Here is a 21,845-nt window from a genome sequence, read left to right as displayed (position 1 = left end):
CTGGATGCCCCAACTCCTGGACGCGGTCCGCCGCCACACCCGCTGACCACCGGCCGGAACCGGCCAGGCGTCTTGCGCAGCGCGCGGCGGCCGCGGCTCCGGCCGCGCCAGGAACCTCGCAAGAGCACCGGCGTTTTCACTCTTCAGGGGCCGCTGTCGACGCCACGCCTCGCCAGACGAGTGGCAGCAGTCCTGCCGCCAGGGCGGTCTTGAGCGCGTCGGTGATGAGGAACGGGGTGACTCCCAAAGCGATGGCCTGTTGGGCGCCGAGGTTCAGGTCCATGGCCAGCCCCACGATTCCCGCCAGGTAGATGACTGCATTGCCCAACGTCATCAGCCCGGCGGTTCCCAGGACGCCGCGGTCGATGCCGCGGCGGGCGAGTTCGCCGACGAGGGCGGCGGCGAGGACGAAACCGACGACATAGCCGAAGCTGGGGCCGCCCAGACCATGGGTGTGGTTGGCGAACCAGGGCACTCCGGCGGCGCCAGCGGCGAGATAGAGCAGCATGGCCGACGCCCCGCGAACGGCACCGAGCGCGGTGCCGACCAGCAGGACCGCGAGGGTCTGGAGGGTGAAGGGCACGGGGCTGAGCGGTGTGTGCAGGGAGACCTGGGCGCAGAGGCCGGTGAGGCCCGCGCCGCCGACGACGAGAAGAGCGTCCCGCAGGAGGGCGGATCCGGGGACTAGGTCGGCAAGGACTCCGGGATGGGCGCTCGGTCGCAGGGAGGCGGTCGTGGTGGTCATGTCGGTACGGATCCGTTCTCGGTGGGGTGGGAGCGCGGGGCGGGCAACAGGGTGATCAGCCCGCCCACGCCCTCGACGGTGAGATGCGGGCGCTGCTCCGAGGACAGTGTGGTGAAGTGGTTCGCCGCGTGGATGCCGGTGGTCACCGCGATGCCGATAGCCCCGGCACGCCGGGCCATCGCCATCTCCAGTTCCGGGTCGTCTCCAACGACGGCGAGGTGTTGCGGGGCGACGCCCAGTCGGCGCGCGGCGCAGCGCAGGCCGGTGAGTGAGGGCTTGCCCACGACCTGTTCGGTGACGCCCGTGACACTGCTGACCATGGCGCAGATGGCCCGGGATGTGCCCAGTGCTCGACCGTCGGCGCTGGCGAAGAACACCGACTGTGAGCTGCTGTACAGGGTGGCGCCTCCGAAGACGGCGTGGCAGGCGGCTTCCAGGTCGTCCATCGTGAACTCGCGGTACCAGCCGACGAGCACGGCGTCGGCTTCCGGCTTGCCCTTGGGCTCGACGATCTCGATGCCGGCTTGGCGAAGCGGCTCCTTCAGGCCGTCGCCGCCGAGCACCAGCGCGCTGCGGTGTCCCATGGCCAGGAAGTGGTCGACGGCGCTGGTCGCCGGAGTGAGCATGGCGTCGTCCGGCAGGTCGAAACCGATGCGGCGCAGCGTCTCGGCGTAGGCCTCCGGGGTGCGGGCGGTGCCGTTGGTGAAGGTGACCCAGGGCAGGCCGCGGGCGGTGAGGTCGGCCGTGAGTTCCAGGGCTCCAGGGAGGGGGGTGAGCCCGTGGTTGCGTCGGTCGCCCAGGACGAGCGTGCCGTCCATGTCGAAGACGACGCCCCGGACGGCCCGCAGACGGCCAGTCAGGTCGTCGGTCTCATCAGCCGTTTCGGCGGTCACGCGGGCGGCAGCCTCGTCAGACGGGTCGGCGGTCACGGTGCAGCTCCAGTCGGAAGTCGGGCCGGTCGAGGATCAGTTCGGGTGTCGCCGGGCGTGTCCGTAGGCCTTGGAGCAGGTCGAGCACCGGTTTGACGTCGGGGTTGTAGTGCCGTCGGGCCGGACCGGCGGCCACCATGGCGTCCACCTGCTCGGCGGGCATGGTGGCCCGCAGCAGCAGTTCTTCGTCGCTGATGCCGCGCGGGAGGCGCCGACGCAGTTCGGCGACGGTGGGCGGGGGCGGTTCGGCGGCGAGTTCCTTCGCCCGGGGCCGTCCCAGGATGCGGTCGGCGACCTGCGGGTCCACGGGGGCGGTGGGGCGGCCGAAGCTGCCCAGCACGTACCGGATCACCGGGTCGGAGACGTTCTCGTAGCGTTCGGTGCCGATCACGTTGTAGAGGGCCTGGGTGCACACCATCTGCGGGAAGGGGGTGACCATGATGGGGTGGCCGAGTTCGGCGCGGACGCGGGTCACCTCCTCGATGACCGCGTCGAAGCGGTCGCTGAAACCGAGTTCGTCGAGCTGCCGGTGCAGGGTGGTCATGACCCCGCCTGCGACCTGGTGGCGCATGAACGCGGCGTCGTAGTCCCGGGGACCGCCGACGGGCAGCCCCTCGGCCGCCGCCATGCCGTCGAAGTAGTCGGCGACCACGCCCAGCAGCCGGTCGTCGACGTCCACGGTGTGGCCGATTTCGCGCAGATTGGCCACGACCTGCTGGGCGTTGGGCAGGGACGTGCCGCCAGCAAGAGCCCCGCAGGCTACCTGCAGGGCCTGTACGCCCAGGTCGGCAGCCTTGAGGTAGGTCAGGCCCGGCAGACCGATCGTGCAGTGGGAGTGCAGCTCCAGCGGTGTGCCGACGAGCTTGCCCAGGACGGCCGGGATCAGTGTGGCGGCGCGTTCCGACGTCAGCAGCCCGCCAGGATCCTTGATGTAGACCCGGTCGATGTCCGGGCAGGCGGCCATCTGCGCCGCGAGCGAGGCGTAGTGGGCGTCGTCGTGGACGTCGCTGACAGTGAAGGTCAGTGCTCCGACGATCTCGGTGGCCCCAGCTGCTCGGATCATGCGCGCGGACTCGCGTACGGCGTCCATGTCGTGCATGGGGTCCAGGACGACGTACCGGGTGACCCCGTTGGCCACCAGCCGGTCGTAGACCAGTTGCATGAACTCGGGGTGGGCGACTTCCCAGGAGATGAAGCGCAGCCCGGTGCCGATGAACTGCAGAGGGGTGTTCGGCATGGCGCGGTGCGTCAGCCGTATCCGCTCCCACGGGTCCTCGCGGTGGGTGCGCACCGCCATGCCCATGTGGGTGCTGGAGGTGTAGTCGAGGGCGCGGAAGCCGACCCGGTCCAGGACCGGCGCGATCTGGAGGATCTTGCCGGTGTCGAGTCCGGTGGCGCTCCACAGGCTCTGGTTGCCGTCGCGCAGCGACACGTCGACGAGCTGGATGTCAGCCACGGCTGCCTCCTGCCGGGTGGTCGCGCAGGAAGCGGGTGAACCATGCGGTGTCCACGCCGCCCTCGGCGAACTCGGCCTCCGCCAGCACCTCTTGGTGCAGCGGGATGTTGGTGCTGACCCCGTCGACGGCACACCGGGCGAGGGCGGCGCGCAGCCGTGCCAGCGCGTCGGCGCGGTCCCGGCCGTGGACGATCAGCTTCGCGAGCAGCGAGTCGTAGTACGGCGGTACGCTCGCACCCGCCTGGAGATGTGTGTCGATCCGGATGCCGTCACCGAGCGGCCAGACCGCCTCGGTCACCGTGCCGGGGCTTGGCTGGAAGTCGCGGGCCCAGTCCTCGGCGTTGATCCGGCACTCGATGGCGTGTCCCGTGAAGGACACGTCCGCTTGCCCGAAGGAGAGCGATCGCCCCTCGGCGACGGCGAGTTGCTCCGCGACGAGATCGAGTCCGGTGATGGCCTCGGTGACCGGGTGCTCGACCTGGATGCGGGCGTTCATCTCCAGGAAGTAGAAGGTGCCCCGGTCGACGTCGACCAGGAACTCGACCGTGCCCAGGCCCCGGTACTCCAGATGCTTGCCGAGGGCCACCGCGGCACGGTGCATCTCCTCGCGCAGGGCCGGGTCGAGAGCGGGCGCGGGCGCCTCTTCGATCAACTTCTGGTAGCGGCGCTGCACGGAGCAGTCGCGGGTGCCGAGGTGGACGACGTTCTCGCCGTCCGCGATGAGCTGGACCTCCACATGCCGCCCGGTGGCGACGAAGCGTTCGAGGTAGACGCGGGGGTCACCGAAGGCGGCGCCCGCCTCGGCGACGGCCAGATCGACGGTGGCGGACAGATCCGCCGGATCATGCACCTGCTTCATGCCCCGGCCGCCGCCACCGCCGACCGCCTTGATCAGCAGGGGGAAGCCGATCTCCGCGGCAAGCCGGGCCGCGTCGGCTGTGTCCTCCAGCGCCCCGCCGGGTACCACTGGCAGACCGGCCGCCACGGCATGCCGACGGGCCTCCAACTTGTCGCCCACTGAGGCGAGTTGTTCCACCGTGGGGCCGATGAAGACGATCCCGGCCTCAGTGCAGGCCCGGGCCAGCCGCTGGTTCTCGGAGAGGAAGCCGTACCCGGGATGGATGGCGTCGGCGCCGGCGGTTTTCGCCGCCGTGAGGACGGCGTCCACGTCCAGGTAGCTGGCCGAGGGTGGGGCGGGGCCGAGGCGCACCACCCGGTCGGCCAGCCGGGCCGGTATGGAGTCGAGGTCGGCGTCGGAGGCGGCGAGCACCGCCTCGATGCCGAGCCGTCTGCACGTACGGATGATGCGCAGGGCGATCTCACCCCGGTTGGCGATCAGAACGCGTCGCAGGATCACGGCGCCACCCCTGTCGCCAGTGGGTCGATGAACATGAGCACGGCACCCTGCTCGGCGAACTCGCCGTCCCCCAAGACGATTTCGGCCACTGTGCCGGAGGCCTCCGCGTACACGGAGTTCATCAGTTTCATCGTCTCGACGATCCCGACGACCGTGGTCTCGGTGACCTCGTCCCCGATCTCGACGAAGGGTGCCGCGCCGGGTTTCGGCGCCCGGTAGAAAGCACCGGGCAGAGGTGTACGGACCCCGGTCAGGCCCTCGCGGGCGGGCTCAGTCTGCCTGTCCGCAGCTGCCACGCCCTGGACCGCGGGTACTTGTCGGTCATCGACCAGCACCGGTTCGGCTGTCGTGCGTGCGGACTGTGTCCACGCGCCGTCGTCGCCACGGCAAAGCGACAGTTCGAACCGACCCGTACGCAGATGGAGGCGGTCGACCTCCATGCCGTCGATGATCCGCAGGATGTCCTGGACGTCCTCGCCGGTCAGGTTCACTTCGTACTCCCACCGGGGCCGGAGCCCGCGCCGCCGAGCAGCGACAGCACGTGGTCGAACGCCCTGGCCTTCGGCGAGGCCGTCGGGGCCTTCTCCCGGCTCGCCCAGACGGTTTCGGGGCGGCTTTGGAGCAGGTAGATGTTGTGGCCGGGGGCGAGGTTGCGGGAGATCGCCCACTCGATGTCCTGTGGTGCCCCGTAGTGGGACTCGACCTGCCGGCCGAGCGTCACGAGTTCGTGGATCTCCTCGTCGGACAGACAGGGTTCGTCCCGGAGGTATTCCGGTACGTCCTCCTCCAGCACCCCGGAGCCGCTCGGGTCCATCCGGTGCTGTCGCAGCTTGGCCGAGACGGTGCGGGAGCAGATGTCTCCGGTGACCTTGCCGACCACGTACTTGTCGGGTGTCACGTCACCGCTGACGAGAGCGGACCCCAGGCCCCAGGACGCTTCCAGGGCGACGACCGAGCGGTCGCCGGTGAGCGGGCTGCGGGTGAACATGACGCCGGCGCAGCGCGGGTCGATCATGCGCTGGACGACGACGGCCATGGCGAGGTCGTGTTCCGGCAGGCCGAGGCGACGCCGGTAGCTGACCGACTCGACGCTGTAGAGGCTGGCCCAGCAGCGGCGGACGTTCTCGACAAGGGCGTCCTCGCCGCGCACCCACAGGTAGGTGTCCTGGAGGCCGGCGAAGCTGGCGTCCTCCGCGTCTTCGCTGGTGGCGCTGGAGCGTACGGCGACGGGGGCGGGCTCACCCGGGGTGTCGGACTCGCTGTCCAGGTCGCGGTAGTGGCCGCGGATCGCCGCCGCCACCTCTTCGGGCAGTTCGGCCGCCTCGATGCGCTCCCTGACGGGTGTGACCACGCGGGTGATCGCCTCGGTGTCCTCGGAGTCCAGCGCCTCGATGGCGGTGCGGATCTCGCCGTCCGGGTCGAGGGCGCCGAGGAAGGCATCGAAGGCCGTGGTGGTGACGACGTAGCCGGGCGGTACGGGGGCGCCGGCGAAGGTGAGTTCGCCGAGGCTCGCGCCCTTGCCGCCGACCGTGGGCCGGTCCGTCAGCCGCAGTTCCGCGAACCGGCGGACATGAGGTGAGGTGTTCATTGTCGTGCTCCCCACGCTCAGTCGAGGATGGTGACGATGCCGCGGTCGCCGTCCACGCGCAGCCGCTGGCCGGTGGTGATCCGCTTGGTGGCGTGGCCTGTGCCGACGACGGCGGGCAGCCCGTACTCACGGGCCACGATCGCCGCGTGCGACATGGTGCCGCCGATGTCCGAGACGGCGGCCGCGATCTTGCCGAAGACCGGGCCCCAGCTGGGCGCGGTCACCGGACAAACCAGCACCTCGCCCTCCCGTACCTGGCCGATGTCGTTGGCGCTGAGCAGCACCCGGGCGGTGCCCTCGACGACGCCCGGCGAGGCGGCGAAGCCGCGCACCTCGTGATCGCCGTCCGCGGTCGGTGTGGACCAGGCCTGGATGGTCTCGGCGGTGATGCCCCACAGCATGCGGACCGCCGGGTCGTTGAGTACCTCGGGGACCGGTCCCAGCGCGGGCGGCGGGGACCAGCCCGCGAGGGCTTCCAGCATCCGCTTGCGCTCAGCGACCGTCTCGCGCACGTGTGCCGAGCCCACCGGCTTGCTCCCGGCCGCCCAGGCGAGCATCACGTCGGTCAGGGCCTGGCCGACCTCGGTGTGGTTCAGCTGGAAGACGTCCTCGGCGTCGGCCAGGACCCCGTGGTCATGGAGCAGCTCACCGAACTCGCGGACCTTGGCGAAGAACTTGGTGGTGAAGTAGTGCTCGCAGTAGAAGTTGTGGTCCTCGACGAAGGGGAAGACCACCCGGGCCAGGCCCAGCATCTGGTCGAAGGCGGCCTGCTCCTCCTCTCCGGCCAGCAGGGAGCGATACTCCTGGGCGATGCGCTCGCGCTCGGCCGTGAGCTGTTCGGTGGGGCGGTCGAGCAGCTCGCCCCTCCTGGCCTGGTCGACATAGCCGGGCAGCGCCGCGAACGGCACCGTGAGGTCGTCGTTCCAGCTGCGGTGGTGATGGTAGAAACCGGCGCCGGTCGACATGTTGAACCACGGCTCGCGCACGGCGTCCATCGCCTCCAGCCAGCTCCGGCCGCCGTCCCCGCGGGCGGCGAGCGCGGCCAGCACCTTGTCGGGCTCGCAGCCCTCGACGAAGAGATCGTCGACGCCGTACTCGACCGCCAGCTTCGCCAGCTTCTTCAGCTCGTCGTCCGGGCGGTAGAGGATGACGTCGATCCCCGCGACCATGCGGGCCACGTCCTGGTCGGGGATCTCCGGGAACGACGTCTTGCAGAACTCGAAGAACACGACGTAGGCGCCGTAGCCGAGCATCAGAAACTCGGAGTGGTGGTGCCACATCTTGGAGTACAGGTCGATCAGCCGGTGGTAGTTCTCCCGGACGTAGTGGTTCTGGGCCACGCCCTTGGCCTGGAACACGACCTCCGGGTCCTCGAACTCGGGCAGCCGGGGCACCTCGATCCGTTGCACCTCGTCGATCAGCGCGGTGATGCGGGCGACCCAGCCCTGGTAGAGGTCGTCCCAGTTCTCGTAGTAGTACCCAGCCCGCTCGCTGAACTCCGCGAGCCTGTGCTGGATCTCCTCGGGGTCGGTGACCGGGTTGGCGGTGATGTAGACCCGGCCGTTGACGATGCGGTGCTCGATGCCGAGCGTGGTGGGGAAGACGAACATGCGCGCGGTGTTCGCGCCGATAGCGGTGTAGGGCGCCTCGGCAGTGATGGCGTCGAACGCGGGCATCGGCTCGGGGAAGTGCATCGCGTTGTAGAACCAGAACCGCTGGTCGTCCCCGGGCTGGAACCGGGTGTAGTACGGGTACATCGACGCCCAGCCTTCGGCGCCCGCGACATCGGTCAGTTCCGAGGGCAGTGGGAAGCGGGGGGCGGTTCTGTCATCGTTCACGGGGCTCTCCAGGGTGTGCGGCTCAGGCGGTAGGGAGCGGGGTTCCGAGGGTGGTGCGGCTCAGACGGTGGCGGTGGCCAAGGGGTAGTCGCGCTGGGTACGGGCGTAGCGGGCGAGGGCGTCGAGCGCGCGCGGGTCGGCGACCGCGCTCGGGTCGGCCGCCTGTTCGACGGGGGTGCCGAGCAGGATGCGGCGCGCCGGCACCTCGAGCTTCTTGCCGGTCAGGGTGGTCGGGACGGCCGGGACCTGGATGATGCGGTCCGGTACGTGGCGGGGGCTGTACTCGCGGCGGAGTCGGTCCCGGATCGTCTGCCGGAGGCCGGCGTCGAGGGTGACACCGTCGGTCAGGGCGACGAACAGCGGCATGAAGAACTTCTCGTCCGGCAGGTCGAGGCTGACCACCAGGGCTCCCGTGACCTGCTCGAGGGCTTCGACGACCCGGTAGATCTCCGCGGTGCCGATGCGCACGCCCTGCCGGTTGAGGGTGGCGTCGGCGCGGCCGAGTACGAAGCAGCCGCCGCGAGCGTTGACCTTGAAGAAGTCGCCGTGTCGCCAGGCGCCCGGGAAGTCCTCGAAGTACGTACGGCGGTACCGCTCGTCGCCGTCCGGGCCCCAGAACGTGACCGGCATGGACGGCAGCGGCTCCGTGATCACCAGCTCGCCGACCTCGTCCACGACCTGGCGGCCGTGCTCGTCGTAGGCGTACGCGGCGACCCCCAGCGAGCGTGCCTGCATCTCGCCGGCGTAAACGGGCAGGGTGGGCACACCGCCGACGAAGCCGGTGCAGCAGTCGGTGCCGCCGCTGCCGGTGGCGATCCACAGGTCCGCCTTGACGTTGCCGTAGAACCAGGCGGTGCACTGGGGCGACACCGGTGAGCCGGCGGGCATGACCGTGCGCAGGGCGGACAGGTCATACCGTTCGCCAGGGACGATGCCGGCCTTGGTCATGAGGTCGACGTAGGCGGGGCTGGCGCCGAAGAAGGTGGTCCGGGTGTCCTGCGCGATCCGCCACAGCACGTCCGGCTCCGGGTGGGCGGGGTTGCCGTCGTAGAGCACCGGGCAGGCGCCGACCAGCAGGGAGCTGATCAGGAAGTTCCACATCATCCAGCCGGTGGTGGTGAAGAAGAGCGGCCGGTCGCCCTCGCGCAGGTCCATGTGGAAGGTCTGCAGCTTCAGCTGCTCCAGCAGGATGCCGCCGTGCCCGTGGACGATCGCCTTGGGCAGTCCGGTCGTACCGGAGGAGAAGAGCACCCACAGCGGGTGGTCGAAGGGGACGTGCTCGAATTCGAAGTCTTCGGCGGGAACGGGCGGGTGGTCGAGGACCTCGTCCCAGCGCAGGCCGCCGACGGCCGGCGGCTCGTCCCCGTCGTCGAGGACGGGGAGGTGGATCACGTGCTCCAGGCCGGGAAGCGCGTCGGCGATGCGGCGCACCTCGTCCCGGCGGTCGAAGGTCTTTCCGCCGTAGCGGTAGCCGTCGACGCAGAAGAGGACCTTCGGCCTGAGCTGGCCGAACCGGTCGATGACGCCTCGCGACCCGAAGTCGGGGGAAGCGCTCGCCCATACGGCCCCGATGGCCGTCGTCGCGAGCATCGCGATCGCGGCCTGAGGCACGTTCGGCAGATATCCGCAGACCCGGTCGCCGGGGCGTACGCCGAGCGCCCGCAACCGGGTCGCCAGGACGCGCACCCGGCCCGCGAAGTCCTCCCACGGAAGGCCGACGGGAGCGGCGCTCTCGGAGCCGAACACCACGGCGTCGGTGCCCGACCGTTCGTTTCGCAGTACGTGCTCGGCGTAGTTCAGCCGCGCCCCGGGAAACCACCGCGCCCCCGGCATGTCCCGGCCGTCGAGCACCGAGGAGTACGGGGTCGTCGACCGGATGCCGAAGTAGTCCCACAGGGCGCCCCAGAATCCCTCCAGGTCGGTGACGGACCAGTTCCACAGCTCGTCGTAGCCGTCGAACCGCAGCCCCCGTTCCCGGGACAGCCAGTCCGCGAACCGCGTGACATTGGCCTCCGCGACCCGCCGCGGGCCGGGCGTCCACAGCAGCTCGCCTTCGGCCACCACGGCGGCCCTGCCGGCTGCGCCGTGTGCCCGACCAGTGGCAGGGAAGCCCCCTGCTGTCTCGACGGTCATGTCGCCTCCTCGCGTCATCGGAGGAACGGTCTCCGACGAGCCGGGACGCAAGCAACAGTTCCCTGCTAGCTTTTCACCTAGTGAAATCCACTCTCCATCTTCGCAGGTGAGGGTCGTCTCATGCGGCAGTACCAGGTGAAAACGATCAGCTCTCTCGAGCGCGGCCTACAGGTGCTGAAGGCCCTGGAGGCGATGCGTGCCGCCAGCCTGCACGACCTGCACCAGGTCACCGGCATCCCCAAAGCCACCCTGATCCGCATCCTCCACACCTGCAACCAGGAGGGCCTGGTCTGGCAGCGGCTCGCCGACGGGGCGTTCGTCGCGAGCCTCAGACCGCAGCGGGCCCCCTACAACGACGCCGAGTGGCTTGGCGAGCTGGCGTCGTCGGTCCTGGAAGAGCTGTGCGAGCGCGTGATGTGGCCGTCGGTGCTGACCGTGCCCCGGTTGGACTACATGGAGACGATCGACACGAACAGCCCCAAGGCGTATTTCGACGAGGTGGTCCCCGTGGCGCCCATCGGTTTCCGTTCGCACATGCTGCTCGGCGCCTCGGGCCGGGCCTACATCGCCTTCTGCGCCGAGCGGGAGCGGGAGGCGGTCCTGCGCCGCCTGCGCGAGCACGACGCTCCGGGCAACGCGTACGCCCACGATCCGGGCTGGCTGCGGCGTCTGCTGGCGACCACCCGGTCCCGTGGATACAGCGTGCGCGCACCGGAGTACGACTTCGACGGTCGCAACTCGATCGCCGTGCCCATCCGCCTGCACGGGGAGGTCCTGGGATGCGTCAACGTGACCTGGCGCAAGACGGTCATGTCCGCGCAGGAAGTGGCGCGGCGCCACCTGGACGACCTGCGGGCCGCGGTGCACCGGATCGAAGAGCGGGCTTCGGCGGCCGTCCCGCAACGACACGGGCCCGGCGGCGACGAGATCTGAAGACAAGGAAAAAGACCATACGCCGTCTTCCAGTCTCCACCAGCCACCGGAAAGGCTCTGCGCCAGGCCCCTGTGGAGCAGCCGAGTGATCCCTGTGATACTCACGCGGGCTGACGCAGTGGCGGCTCTTGAAGGCGCGGGCGAAGTGTGAGGCGTCCTTGAAGCCGACCGCGCAGACGATGTCCGTGACACTCCGGCCCGTCTGGACCGGGTCTGCGAGCAGCCGGGCGGCGATGTCGATCCGCTGCTGCGCACCGAACAGCAGCAGCACCCTGTCACGGGCAGTCGTCCCCGATCTCGCCGCAGGTCCGCGCCCGCTCGACCGAGCGTCGTATCAGATCCTCGTGCCGCTCGCTGACCTCGGCGCTCCAGAAACACGGGCCTGGTGATCGCCGTGGTGGTGCTCGCCGCGTCCGTGCACGACAACTCCGCAGACATCGCCCTGCTGGACAAGGTCCCCGCCGACACCGACACCACGCAGAAGGCCCTGGTCGACCAAGGCTCCGAGAACGCCGTCGTCGCGCACGGGCAGAAGGTGGGCATCGAGGTGGAGATTGTCGAGCGGAACCCGGCCCGGACCGGGTTCGTGCCGATCCCCAAACGGTGGATCGTGGAGCGCGCCTACGGGATCAGGTTGCGGTAGGTCCGCAGGAGGTCCGAGGCCAGAGGAAGCTGTCCGCGTGGGGTGCGAGCATGCAGCGCCCTGGGCCCGGAGGGGTTGACCCTCATGAGGTCGAGGGCAACGAGGCACCGTATATTTTGGGCCCGAACCATTCTGATGTCTCATGGCTTCTCAGGCGGCCCGAAGGAGCGTGCTCATGCCCGGCCATCGATCCATCGCCGAAGTCGAGAAACTGGCAGCGGCCAGGCTCGGCGGTATCCCCGTCCGGCATGACCAGATGGCAGTTGTCGCCAACATCTATCGCGCCGCCTCGGCGGTGCGGCAGCACCTGGAGAACTCCGTGCTGCGCGGAGTCGACCTGACCTGGACCGCCTTCGTGGTGCTCTGGGTCGTCTGGATCTGGGGCGAGCCGGAGACGCGGCACGTGGCCGAAGAAGCCGGGATTTCCAAGGGCACGCTCACGGGGGTTGCCCGGACGTTGGAAAGACGAGGGCTTGTGCAGCGAGCAGACCATCCCACCGACGGGAGGCTGGTGCTCCTGAGTCTGACCGCCGAAGGGGCGGAGCTGATGCAGCGCCTCTTTCCGGCGTTCAACGAGGAGGAATCCTTCGTCACCGGGCGGCTCAGCGACGCGGACTGCCAGACCGTCGCCGACGGACTGCGCCGGGTGGTGCTGCAGGTGGAGGAGAACGGCGAGAAGCGCCGTCAGGATCTGTTGGGCGGTGCCGCCCCCGCGCCACGCCGCAGCGGCCGCCGCAAGGCCTGAGCCGCGACAGCCCGGACGAGGGAGCCCGGCTCGCTACAGCTCGAATTGCTCGTCTGCGAAGGCACCAGGCAGCTGGGGCGGCACCGGCGACACCTCGGTCCAGATGATCTTGCCCGTTGGCGTGTACCGGGTTCCCCACCGCTGCGTGAGTTGCGCGACCAGGAACAGTCCTCGGCCGCCCTCGTCCTCCATCGCGGCCCGCCGCAGGTGGGGCGAGGTGTGGCCGCCGTCGGAGACCTCGACGATGAGGCCACGTTCCCGAATGAGCCGGAGACACACCGGAGCGCCGCCGTAGCGGATGGCGTTGGTGACCAGTTCGCTGACGACGAGCTCGACGACGAACGACGCGGCTTCGTCGACTCCCCACACGGCCAGCTGGTTGCAGGCCAGCGACCGCGCTCGTGCGACTTCTCCTGGGTCGGAGGCCACATCCCACATCGCCACCAGACTGTCGGCCAGGGCGTGGACGCGGAGCAGCAGCAGTGCGGCGTCGTCCTCGGGGGGCTGGGGCAGGAGTCTGGTCATGACCCTGTCGCATGTCTTGTCCAGTTGGCCGTCCGCGGGCCCGGCGAGTGCGGTGCACAGAGCGCGAACTCCCGCGTCGATGTCCGTCTGACGGTTTTCGACGAGTCCGTCGGTGTAGAGAGCGAGCGTGGCGCCTTCCGGCAGCTCGATGTCGGCGCATTCGAACGGCAGGCCGCCAAGGCCGAGGGGCGGTCCGGCGGGAAGGTTCACCAGCTCGGCGTGTCCGTCGGGGGTGACGAGCACGGGCGGCAGGTGGCCCGCCCGCGCCATGACGCAGTGCCGGGAGACCGGATCATAGATCGCGTACAGGCAGGTGACGCCCAGCGCCTGGTCCTCGCCCTCGGCGGGCCCGGAAGGCGGGGCGCCGGTCCGTGCCACGAGGTCGTCGAGACGGGCGAGCAGTTCGTCCGGCGCGAGGTCGAGCGCCGCGAGCGCCGCGACGGTGGTGCGCACCCGGCCCATGGTGGCGGCCGCGCCCGTGCCGTGTCCGGCGACGTCCCCCACCACCAGCCCGACGCGTGCCCCGGAGAGGGGGATGACGTCGTACCAGTCCCCTCCGACGCCGGCGGGCCCGGCCGCGGGCAGATAGCGGTGAGCGACCTCCACACCCGGCTGCTGGGGCAGGGCGCGCGGGAGTAGATCACGCTGGAGCGTGAGCGCGGTCGCATGTTCTCGGGTGTAGCGGCGGGCGTTGTCCAGGCAGACCGCGGTGCGGGAGACGAGCTCTTCGGCGAGCTGGATCTCCTCGTGCTCGAAGGGGTCGGCGTGTCGGGAGCGTGCGAAGACCACGACGCCCAGGGTGGCGCCACGGGCCTTGAGGGGAAGGGCGAGCGCATGGGTGGCCGCGTCGGTGGCCGGCGCGTTCTCGGCCAGGCACCGCAGGCGGACGGCATCCAGCGCAACGTACGCGGTGTCCTCGGCTGCGGCGGGATCGGCGCGGGCCACCCGGCACAGAGCGGGGCGGGTGCCGGCGCGCTGCGGTTCCTGCCCGTCCAGGACCGGTTCGAAGACGTCCACGGTGACGGCCTCGGCGAACTCAGGGACCACAAGTTCCGCCAAATCGCCGGCCGTGCGCCGGATGTCCAGGGTCCTTCCGATACTGCCGCTCGCCCGGCTGAGCAAGGCGAGACGCCGGCGCGCCACATAGCGGTCGGTGATATCGAGGCTGGCCTCACAGACTCCGAGCGGCCGGCCGTCCTCGTCCTGAAGCCGGAAGTAGGAACACGACCAGACGCGTTCATGATGGGGGTCCAGGTGAGTGGTGCTGCGGTAGCGGACGTCGATCACGGGTGCGCCGGTGCGGGCTACGCTCTGGACGATCTCTTCGACGCTCGTGGCTGTCCCCTCCCCCTCCTCCAACACCTCACCCTGCGGCAGGATGTCCTTCAGGAACCTGTCGGCAGCGTCCTCCAGCGGGGTTCCGAACTGCCTTTCGATCGCGGTGTTGATCCAGCGCACCCGGGCGTCCGTGTCGTAGACCACCAACTGGACGGGCGCTTCCCGGTCGAGTCCTTCGAGCATGGCTCGACCGACGGCCTCCCGATGCGCCAGCTCGGCGTCCATGGCCGTCAGCAGCCACCCGGTCGCGCCCGCCCCCAGGACGAGCGGGGTGAGAGACAAGGAGACGGACACCGGGCTGCCGTCACCGCGGCGGACCCGCCGAGGGCCGAGCGACCATGCCGCACCACCGCCACCGGCGGCCGAGACGCCGACACCCGTCTCGGTATCGGCCAGGACGGCGTCGGCGGACCGGCCGAGGACTTCTTCGGACGCCAGGCCGAACAGTGCCTCGGCTTCCCGGCTCCACCCGGTGAACCGCAGGTGCTGGTCCAGCACCGCGGTCGCGCCGACGGGCGTCGGGACAGCCGAGGAAAACCTGCCGTGCGGCTGGACTGGCTGGTCACGCCCTTTGAAAATGCTCGTCATCGCCGCTCCTGAAGTGGGTGCAGGAGAGCTTCGGCTCATTCAATGTACCGCCGGTCGCCCTCGATGACGCCTGCGCGCGATGGGCAGCGAGGAGCCGGCGCAAGGCGTCGAGGCTCTCCTCGGTGCGCTCCCGGGCCCCGGACGTGACCTGGTGGAAGACCATGCCTTCCAGGGCCGCGAAGACGATCTCCGTCATCTCCTGCGACACGTCGAAGCAGGCCAGTGCCTCGCGGACGGCATCGCGGTAGGCGTCGTAGAGCAGGTCGACGTGGTGGCGCAGCTCCGGCCGCCGGCTGGATTCGAGCTTCAGCTCGTACTGGAAGGCCTGGACGTCGGGGTCGGCCGCGATGAAGTCGGCGAGGGTCGCGGCGAAGTCCTCGAGCCTTCCGCTGGCGGGCACCAGCGAGGAGGTCTCGATGCTCCGGGTGACGCACCACCGCAGCGCCTCTTCGAGCAGCGTGTCGCGCGAACCGAAGTGGTGGGCGACCAGTCCGTGCGTGACACCGGCCTCGGCTGCGACGGCACGGTAGGTCAGTTTCCGCAGGCCGCCACGGGCCACCACCCTGACCGCCGCTTCCAGGAGGGCCCCCCGCCCTTCGCCGTAACCGGGCCGGGCCTCCTGGCCGATTTCTCCGTCTGTTTCCGCCTCGGCAGTCACTCGCCCTCCCCGCCCCCTGTCTGACCGTCCCCCGAGGCAATCTATCCTATTGACAAGTTATCCAGATGGATAGATTCTCGCTGCAGCGCACGTCTCCCCTCTCCACTGGAGTTCCCATGGCCATCCCCGAAGGACTGAGCACCACCCCGTTCGCTCCCCGCTACGCGGACCACGTCGAGGAGTGGATCGACGTCTATGGCAACGCCGTACCGCTGGCCATTGGTGATCCGGCCGAGGAGTACGAGGCCATCCGCACCGCTGTCGGGGCCTCGGAGTACTCGATGCTCTACAAGTGGCACGTCGAGGGTGAGGAGGCGGTCGCCACCGTGGACGCCGTCTTCTCGCGCAGCGTCAAGGGGCTGGGTGCCGGACGCATCGCCTACGGGGTCGTGGTCGACGACGACGGGATGATGCTGGACGACGTGACCGTGGCCGTCCTCGCGCCCGACCACGTCGTCGTCACCGGCGGCAACCCGGCCACCCAGCAGTCGCTGGCCGCGCACGCCCCCGCCGGGACCACGGTCACCGAGCGCCGCGACGAGTCCGCCGTCCTGACCTTGCAGGGCCCGCGCAGCCGCGATGTCCTCCAGCGCCTCACCCACGTCGACGTGTCCAACGCCGCGTTCCCCTACTACACCTTCCTGCACGACGCCCTCATCGCGGGCATTCCCGCACAGGTCAGTCGGCTCGGGTTCACCGCCGAGCTCGGCTACGAGATCCAGGTCCCGCGGGAGCGCGCGCTCGAGCTATGGGACGCGGTCTTCGAGGCCGGCGCCGACCTGGGTATCAGGGCCTTCGGCGCGATCGCCCTGCTGACCTGCCGCACCGAGGCCGGAATGATCATGGGGGAGCTGGAGTACGACCACACCGTCACCCCGTTCGAGTGTCGGATGGGCTGGGCGCTCGACTTCGACAAAGGCCCCTTCCAGGGCCGGGACGCGCTGCTGGCCAAGAAGGACAGCGTCACCGGCCGCGTCGTCAGCGTCGTCGTCGACGCCGCGCCGGAGGCCGCCGAGGGCGCCCGGCTGGAGCTGGACGGCCGGGACATCGGCCACGTGACGATGGCGCTGCCCTCACCCGCCCTCGACGGCGCCACCCTCGGCCTGGCCCGAGTGCACCGCGACGCAGTGAAGTCCGGCACCGCGCTGACCGCCGTCGCCGCCGACGGCTCCAAGGCCGACGCCACGGTCCGGCCCACCCCCGTGTACGACCCCGAGCGCGCCCGCGTGCGGGCCTGACCCGACGGAGATCCTGACGTGCAACGCTACATTCTCACGCTCCGCTGCCCCGACCAGCCGGGCATCGTCCACGCACTCGCCGCGGGCATCGCGGAGGCCGAGGGCAATATCCTGGAGAGCGCCCAGTTCTCCGATCCCGGCACCGGTGTCTTCACCATCCGGATGTGCCTGGAGACCCCCGAGGCCGACACCGAGAAACTGCGGGACGAACTTGCGCTGCGGCTGGCCCGCTTCGACCCGGTGCTGACCGTCCGACCCGAGGAGCAGCGCCGCCGGGTGCTGCTGATGGTGTCGAAGTTCGACCACTGCCTGGTCGACCTGCTCTACCGCTGGGACCTGGGCGAACTACCCGTCGACATCCCGTTGATCGTCTCCAACCACCCGGACCTGGAACCGGTCGCGAAGCGGTACGGCATCCCCTTCGTCCACCTCCCCGTCACCCGCGACACCAAGCCCGAGGCGGAGGCCGAGCTGCTGCGGCTGGTGGCCGAGCACCAGGTCGACTTCGTGGTGCTCGCCCGCTACATGCAGGTCCTCTCCGACGACCTGTGCCGCAAGCTGTCCGGGAGAGTCATCAACATCCACCACTCGTTCCTGCCGGGCTTCAAGGGCGCCAAGCCCTACCACCAGGCCCACGACCGGGGCGTCAAACTCATCGGCGCCACCGCCCACTTCGTCACCGCCGACCTGGACGAGGGCCCGATCATCGAGCAGGACGTCGTCCGCGTCGGACACCGCCACACCGCGCCCGAACTCGTGGCGATCGGCCGGGACGTCGAGCGAATAGTGCTGGCCCGGGCGGTCCGGCTGCACGCGGAGGACCGCGTCGTCCTCACCGGCTCCCGCACCGTCGTCTTCTCCTGACAGCACCGAGAGGCCCGTACGACATGACCACCGCAACGCTGCTCGACGGGAAGGCCGCGGCAGCCGACACCAAACGTGAACTCGCCGAACGGGTGGAGATACTGAAGAGCCGGGGCATCGCTCCGGGGCTGGGCACCATCCTGGTCGGCGACGACCCCGCCAGCCACTCCTACGTCGGCGGCAAGCACCGCGACTGCGCCCAGGTCGGCATCGCGTCGATCCGGGTGGAGCTGCCCGGCACGGCCACCCAGGCCGACGTCGAGGCCGCCGTGCTCAAGCTCAACGCCGACCCGGCCTGCACCGGTTTCATCGTCCAGCTGCCGCTGCCGGCCCACATCGACACCCACGCCGTGCTGGAGCTCATCGACCCGGCCAAGGACGCCGACGGGCTCCACCCCGCCAACCTGGGCCGACTCGTGCTGGGCATGCCGGGGCCACTGCCCTGCACCCCACGCGGCATCATCGACCTGCTGCGGCGCAACCACGTGCCCATCACCGGACAGCAGTTCTGCGTCATCGGCTGCGGACTCACCGTCGGCCGCCCGCTCGGCCTGATGCTGACCCGCAGCACCGAGCACGCCACGGTGACCCTGTGCCACGAGGCCACCCAGGACATCGCTGCCCACGCCCGCGTCGCCGACGTGGTCGTGGCCGCGGCCGGCGTGGCACATCTGGTCAAGCCCGACTGGATCAAGCCGGGCGCCACCGTCCTGTCCGTGGGCATCACCCGGACCGTCGAAGGCATCCTCGGAGACGTCCACCCGGACGTCGACCAAATCGCCGGCTCCTTCGCGCCGCCGGTCGGCGGAGTGGGGCCGATGACCCGGGCCATGCTGCTGACCAACATCGTCGAGGCGGCCGAGCGCGGCTGACGTACACGGCTCGGGGCCGGTACCGCTCAAGCGGTACCGGCCCCGGCGTACCCGAGCCGCAGCACCTGCGCTCCGATCAGGATGCCCGCAACTGACCCTGTCGTCCGCCTGCTCGCGCGAAACCATCCGCCGCGCGACCTGTCGGCATGGTGAACCAGGCCCCCGAGGGCGGCATCAGCGGGCGAATTGTTCCACCGGGTCCCCCTCGTAGTTCCAGGGCCACGGCGTCACCAGCACGCCGACCGCGGAGAAGACCGGGTCCGCATCGCCGCTGCGGCCCGCGCGGACCAGGGCGTAGGCGAGCGTTCCCAGGTCCGCGACGGCGGCCGCGTGACGCAGGTGACCAGGTTGCAGCCAGTGGGCCATGCCGTGGTCCAGCAGTCGTGCGGTGTGCGGCTGCGACCAGTACCGGCTCACCCCCAGCGCCTGGATACCGCCGCTGCTTCTTTCGCGGTGGTACTGCCGCACAGCCGCAGTCAGGGGCAGGCATGCCGTCGGCGCGTCCCAGGGCATGACCGCGACGGCATCGTCGAGAAAGTCCCGCAGCGCGGCCTGGCTGCCCTGCTCCTCCGGAGACAGATGTCCCAGGATCTGCAGGTACGCCTCCCGGTGCCAAAGATCACGGGCGTGTATCTCCCGCCAGACGGGAGAAAGCTCAGAGCTCGGCCGGCCCAGAAGTCGCAGCGCCGCCAGCGCGGCCACCCACGGGGTCGGATCTGCCGGGGCGGCCTCGGTGGCAGCGCGGCAGATCGCCAGGGCGCCCCGCGGATCGGTCGCCAGTTCGGACCAGGTGGCCAGTACCAGGGCGTCGGGGTCGCGGGGCCGGCGTTCGCGCCAGGTCCGGGCCAGCGCGGGCGCGGCCTGCGCGAGGACCCCGACCCGGTGGCAGCGGCGGTCCCAGTCGTCACCGGTGTTCCGCAGGAGCCGCTCCATCTGGGCGATGGCGAGGTCCTGCGGTCCTGGTCCGCGGGCGGCGACGATGCCTCTCAGCACGCGGCCCAGCGGAACGTCGTCGAGTTCGGGGGCGAGGCGGGGTGCCTGTCGCTTGGGGCCGAAGAGAGCCATGTCCTCGTCAGTGTCCGTGGTGGGCGGCGTCAACCAGTGCGTCGAACAGGACCTGCTGGGCCGGGTCCTGGTCCGCGGTGTCCTCGGGGTGCCACTGCACCGCCGCGAACCACCCCGGGTGTCCGGGCAGTTCGAGTCCCTCCACCGTGCCGTCGGCGGCCCGCGCGGTGACCGTGAGCCCGACGCCGATGCGGTCGACTCGCTGATGGTGGTAGCAGGAGACCTCCGTCTTCTCGGCGCCGGTGGCCTGTGCGAGCAGGGTGCCGCGCTGGATCGCGACCGGGTGCACGATATGCCGGTGCTCGCGGTCCGCGCCGCCCATGTCCTGTTCCAGGCTGCCGCCGAGGGCGACGTTCACCACCTGCAGGCCGCGGCAGATCGCGAGCAGGGGCAGTCCCAAGTCCAGTGTCCGGCGGGCGACTTCGAGGTCGAACACGTCCTGGAGGTCGTCGACGTCATAGACGCTGTCATGGGTGTCGGTGGCGCCGTAGCGGTGCGGGGCCAGGTCCCCGCCGCCCGGAAGCAGCACGCCGTCGAAGCGGGCGAGCCGTTTGGCCACGTCGGCTGCGGCCGGATCGGCGGGGTGGATGCTCACCGGCTCGCCCCCGGCCCGCCACACTGCCTCGACCAGCGCGCGGGCGTTGACCTCGGCGGCGTAACGGAGCGCGGACGTGGTGGCGGCGAACCGGGCCGGGATCGCGATCAGGGGTCGCGGGTGCGTACGGGTCACAGCTGGATCCAGGTGGTCTTCAGTTCGGTGTACTTCTCGATGGCGTGGGCGGACTTGTCGCGGCCGTTGCCCGATTGCTTCATGCCGCCGAAGGGGACGGTCAGGTCGCCCTCCTCGTAGCAGTTGACCCAGACCGTCCCGGCCTTGAGCGCGCGCGAGACCTTGTGGGCGGTGGTCAGGTCGGAGGTCCACAGGCCGGCGGCGAGGCCGTACTCGGTGGCGTTGGCGAGCCGTACCGCCTCGTCGAGGTCGTCGAAGGCCAGGACGGACAGGACCGGGCCGAAGATCTCCTCGCGGGCCAGCCGCATGCCGGGGTCGACCCGGTCGAACACGGTGGGCCGCAGGTAGCTGCCGCCGGTCTCAGCCAGGGTCCGGCCCCCGCCCACGCGCAGCCGGGCGCCTTCGTCCAGGCCGGAGGCGACATGCTCCAGAACCCTGCCGAGGTGGCTGTCGCCGACCAGTGCGCCCATCTCGGTGGCCGGATCGAGCGGGTCGCCCACCCGCAGCTCGCGCGCCCGCGCCACGACGGCCTCGGTGACCTGTTCGGCGATGGAGGAGTGGACCAGCAGCCGGGAGGGGGCGGTGCACATCTCGCCCTGGTTGAAGAAGATGCCCCAGGCCGCGGTCGCCGCGGCCTTCTCCAGGTCGGGGGCGTCGGGCAGCACGATGTTCGGCGACTTGCCTCCGAGTTCGAGCCAGACGCGCTTGAGGTTGGAGTCTGCGGCGTAGCGCAGGAAGTGGCGGCCGACGGCGGTGGAGCCGGTGAAGGCCAGGACATCGACGTCGGGGTGAAGGCCGAGCGCCCGGCCAGCCACCGGCCCGTCACCGGTCACGACGTTGAGGACGCCCGGCGGCAGTCCGGCGTCGGTGGCGGCGCGGCCGAGCAGGAGGGCGGACAGCGGCGAGGACTCCGACGGCTTCAGGACGACCGTGCAGCCGGCGGCGAGCGCGGGAGCGACTTTCCAACTCGCCAGGGTGAGGGGGAAGTTCCATGGCACGACGGCACCGACGACACCGGTCGGCTCTCGGGTGATGAGAGCGAGCGCGTCCGGTGCGGTGTGCGGGGACTCGTCGGTGAGCTTGTCGGCGAGCTGCCCGTACCAGCGGAAGGTGTTGATCGCGGCGCGCAGCTCGATGGCGTACGCGTCCGTGATCGGTTTGCCCATCTCCAGGCTCACGGTCAGTGCCAGTTCCTCGCGCCGTTCCTCCAGCAGCTCGGCGATCCGCAGCAGGATCCGGCCGCGCTCGGCGGGCGCCAGGTGCGGCCACGGCCCTGTGTCGAAGGCGCGGCGCGCCGCCGCGACCGCGAGATCGACCTCCGCCTCCCCCGCGTCGGCGACCTGGACCAGGCTCTGGCCGTCGCGCGGGGAGATCACGGCGAATGATCCACCGTCACCGGCTTCGCTCCTGCCGTCGATGTGGTGCTGCGTGGGCAGGTCGAGTTCCTTGGCGCGGCGCAGCAGTTCCTCGTGGGTGGCGTTCAGCACACGCTCTCCCTCTCCGTCTCATCCGTTTCGTTTGGCGAAAACAACTCACGCGCTCCGGCAGAAGGCCGGATACGGCCGGGGCGCAGGCTCCGGCCGTATCGGTGAGGCAAAGC

General features: G+C 70.4%; 19 protein-coding genes and 1 pseudogene. 6 read left to right on the top strand and 14 right to left on the bottom strand.

The features are described from left to right. Positions 1-136: 136 nt before the first annotated feature. The 8 genes from CES90_RS41990 to CES90_RS41955 are packed head-to-tail and all read right to left on the bottom strand — an operon-like array spanning position 137 to position 10,046. Positions 137-745, bottom strand: coding sequence for a biotin transporter BioY (locus CES90_RS41990; RefSeq protein WP_189786195.1), 609 nt, complete (start codon positions 743-745; stop codon positions 137-139). Beyond that, on the bottom strand, positions 742-1,674 hold the full coding sequence (locus CES90_RS41985; protein WP_229914197.1) for an HAD-IIA family hydrolase: 933 nt from the start codon (positions 1,672-1,674) through the stop codon (positions 742-744). Before CES90_RS41985 ends, CES90_RS41990 begins: the two co-directional genes overlap by 4 nt. Then, positions 1,655-3,130, bottom strand: a complete 1,476-nt coding sequence (locus CES90_RS41980; protein WP_189786196.1) for a biotin carboxyl carrier protein — start codon at positions 3,128-3,130, stop codon at positions 1,655-1,657. The genes CES90_RS41985 and CES90_RS41980 overlap by 20 nt, the downstream gene beginning before the upstream one ends. After that, on the bottom strand, positions 3,123-4,487 hold the full coding sequence (locus CES90_RS41975; RefSeq protein ID WP_189786197.1) for an acetyl-CoA carboxylase biotin carboxylase subunit: 1,365 nt from the start codon (positions 4,485-4,487) through the stop codon (positions 3,123-3,125). Before CES90_RS41975 ends, CES90_RS41980 begins: the two co-directional genes overlap by 8 nt. Next, positions 4,484-4,978, bottom strand: a complete 495-nt coding sequence (locus CES90_RS41970) for an acetyl-CoA carboxylase biotin carboxyl carrier protein (protein ID WP_189786198.1) — start codon at positions 4,976-4,978, stop codon at positions 4,484-4,486. The genes CES90_RS41975 and CES90_RS41970 overlap by 4 nt, the downstream gene beginning before the upstream one ends. After that, complete coding sequence (locus tag CES90_RS41965; protein ID WP_189786199.1) at positions 4,975-6,075, bottom strand: PEP/pyruvate-binding domain-containing protein; 1,101 nt, start codon at positions 6,073-6,075, stop codon at positions 4,975-4,977. The genes CES90_RS41970 and CES90_RS41965 overlap by 4 nt, the downstream gene beginning before the upstream one ends. A 17-nt stretch (positions 6,076-6,092) precedes the next feature. Then, complete coding sequence (locus tag CES90_RS41960; RefSeq protein WP_189786200.1) at positions 6,093-7,913, bottom strand: PEP-utilizing enzyme; 1,821 nt, start codon at positions 7,911-7,913, stop codon at positions 6,093-6,095. 60 nt (positions 7,914-7,973) lie between these two features. Next, complete coding sequence (locus CES90_RS41955) at positions 7,974-10,046, bottom strand: acetoacetate--CoA ligase (protein ID WP_189786201.1); 2,073 nt, start codon at positions 10,044-10,046, stop codon at positions 7,974-7,976. 120 nt (positions 10,047-10,166) lie between these two features. Here CES90_RS41955 and CES90_RS41950 point away from each other — a divergent pair, with 120 nt between their 5' ends. Continuing rightward, the gene (locus CES90_RS41950) at positions 10,167-10,979 is read left to right on the top strand and encodes an IclR family transcriptional regulator domain-containing protein (RefSeq protein ID WP_189786202.1); all 813 of its coding nucleotides are present in this window, start codon (positions 10,167-10,169) and stop codon (positions 10,977-10,979) included. Between the two features lie 103 nt (positions 10,980-11,082). On the opposite strand, the pseudogene CES90_RS52205 reads toward CES90_RS41950, so the two are convergent. After that, positions 11,083-11,250 (bottom strand): annotated as a pseudogene (locus tag CES90_RS52205) (helix-turn-helix domain-containing protein); the annotation flags it as partial. A gap of 114 nt (positions 11,251-11,364) precedes the next feature. On the opposite strand from CES90_RS52205, the gene CES90_RS41945 reads away from it, so the two are divergent. Continuing rightward, entirely contained in the window at positions 11,365-11,622 is a 258-nt protein-coding gene (locus CES90_RS41945) for a hypothetical protein (RefSeq protein ID WP_189786203.1), read from the top strand. Positions 11,623-11,797: 175 nt separating this feature from the next. Then, positions 11,798-12,367, top strand: coding sequence for a MarR family winged helix-turn-helix transcriptional regulator (locus tag CES90_RS41940; protein WP_189786204.1), 570 nt, complete (start codon positions 11,798-11,800; stop codon positions 12,365-12,367). Positions 12,368-12,400: 33 nt separating this feature from the next. Here CES90_RS41940 and CES90_RS41935 read toward each other — a convergent pair whose 3' ends face one another. Next, on the bottom strand, positions 12,401-14,818 hold the full coding sequence (locus CES90_RS41935) for a SpoIIE family protein phosphatase (RefSeq protein ID WP_189786205.1): 2,418 nt from the start codon (positions 14,816-14,818) through the stop codon (positions 12,401-12,403). Continuing rightward, complete coding sequence (locus CES90_RS41930; protein WP_189786206.1) at positions 14,793-15,476, bottom strand: TetR/AcrR family transcriptional regulator; 684 nt, start codon at positions 15,474-15,476, stop codon at positions 14,793-14,795. The genes CES90_RS41935 and CES90_RS41930 overlap by 26 nt, the downstream gene beginning before the upstream one ends. Positions 15,477-15,592: 116 nt before the next feature. On the opposite strand from CES90_RS41930, the gene CES90_RS41925 reads away from it, so the two are divergent. The 3 genes from CES90_RS41925 to CES90_RS41915 are packed head-to-tail and all read left to right on the top strand — an operon-like array spanning position 15,593 to position 18,450. Then, complete coding sequence (locus CES90_RS41925; RefSeq protein WP_189786207.1) at positions 15,593-16,714, top strand: aminomethyltransferase family protein; 1,122 nt, start codon at positions 15,593-15,595, stop codon at positions 16,712-16,714. 18 nt (positions 16,715-16,732) lie between these two features. Beyond that, on the top strand, positions 16,733-17,578 hold the full coding sequence (gene purU / locus CES90_RS41920) for a formyltetrahydrofolate deformylase (RefSeq protein WP_189786208.1): 846 nt from the start codon (positions 16,733-16,735) through the stop codon (positions 17,576-17,578). Between the two features lie 23 nt (positions 17,579-17,601). Beyond that, positions 17,602-18,450: a bifunctional methylenetetrahydrofolate dehydrogenase/methenyltetrahydrofolate cyclohydrolase gene (locus tag CES90_RS41915; protein ID WP_189786209.1), complete on the top strand. Its 849-nt coding sequence runs from the start codon at positions 17,602-17,604 to the stop codon at positions 18,448-18,450. A 174-nt stretch (positions 18,451-18,624) separates the two neighbouring features. On the opposite strand, the gene CES90_RS41910 is transcribed toward CES90_RS41915, so the two are convergent. From CES90_RS41910 to CES90_RS41900, 3 genes are read right to left on the bottom strand one after another with little or no spacing between them, the layout of a single operon-like run. Then, positions 18,625-19,515 (bottom strand): hypothetical protein, encoded by an 891-nt coding sequence (locus tag CES90_RS41910; protein WP_189786210.1) that lies wholly within the window; start codon positions 19,513-19,515, stop codon positions 18,625-18,627. A 7-nt stretch (positions 19,516-19,522) separates the two neighbouring features. Continuing rightward, positions 19,523-20,245, bottom strand: coding sequence for a gamma-glutamyl-gamma-aminobutyrate hydrolase family protein (locus tag CES90_RS41905; RefSeq protein WP_229914198.1), 723 nt, complete (start codon positions 20,243-20,245; stop codon positions 19,523-19,525). Then, positions 20,242-21,732, bottom strand: coding sequence for an aldehyde dehydrogenase (locus CES90_RS41900; protein WP_189786211.1), 1,491 nt, complete (start codon positions 21,730-21,732; stop codon positions 20,242-20,244). The genes CES90_RS41905 and CES90_RS41900 overlap by 4 nt, the downstream gene beginning before the upstream one ends. Positions 21,733-21,845 lie beyond the last annotated feature (113 nt).

Source organism: Streptomyces capitiformicae (assembly GCF_002214185.1).
Taxonomy (GTDB): domain Bacteria; phylum Actinomycetota; class Actinomycetes; order Streptomycetales; family Streptomycetaceae; genus Streptomyces; species Streptomyces capitiformicae.
The sequence above is the reverse complement of the archived record's forward strand: the minus strand, read 5'-3'. Positions and strand labels throughout refer to the sequence as shown.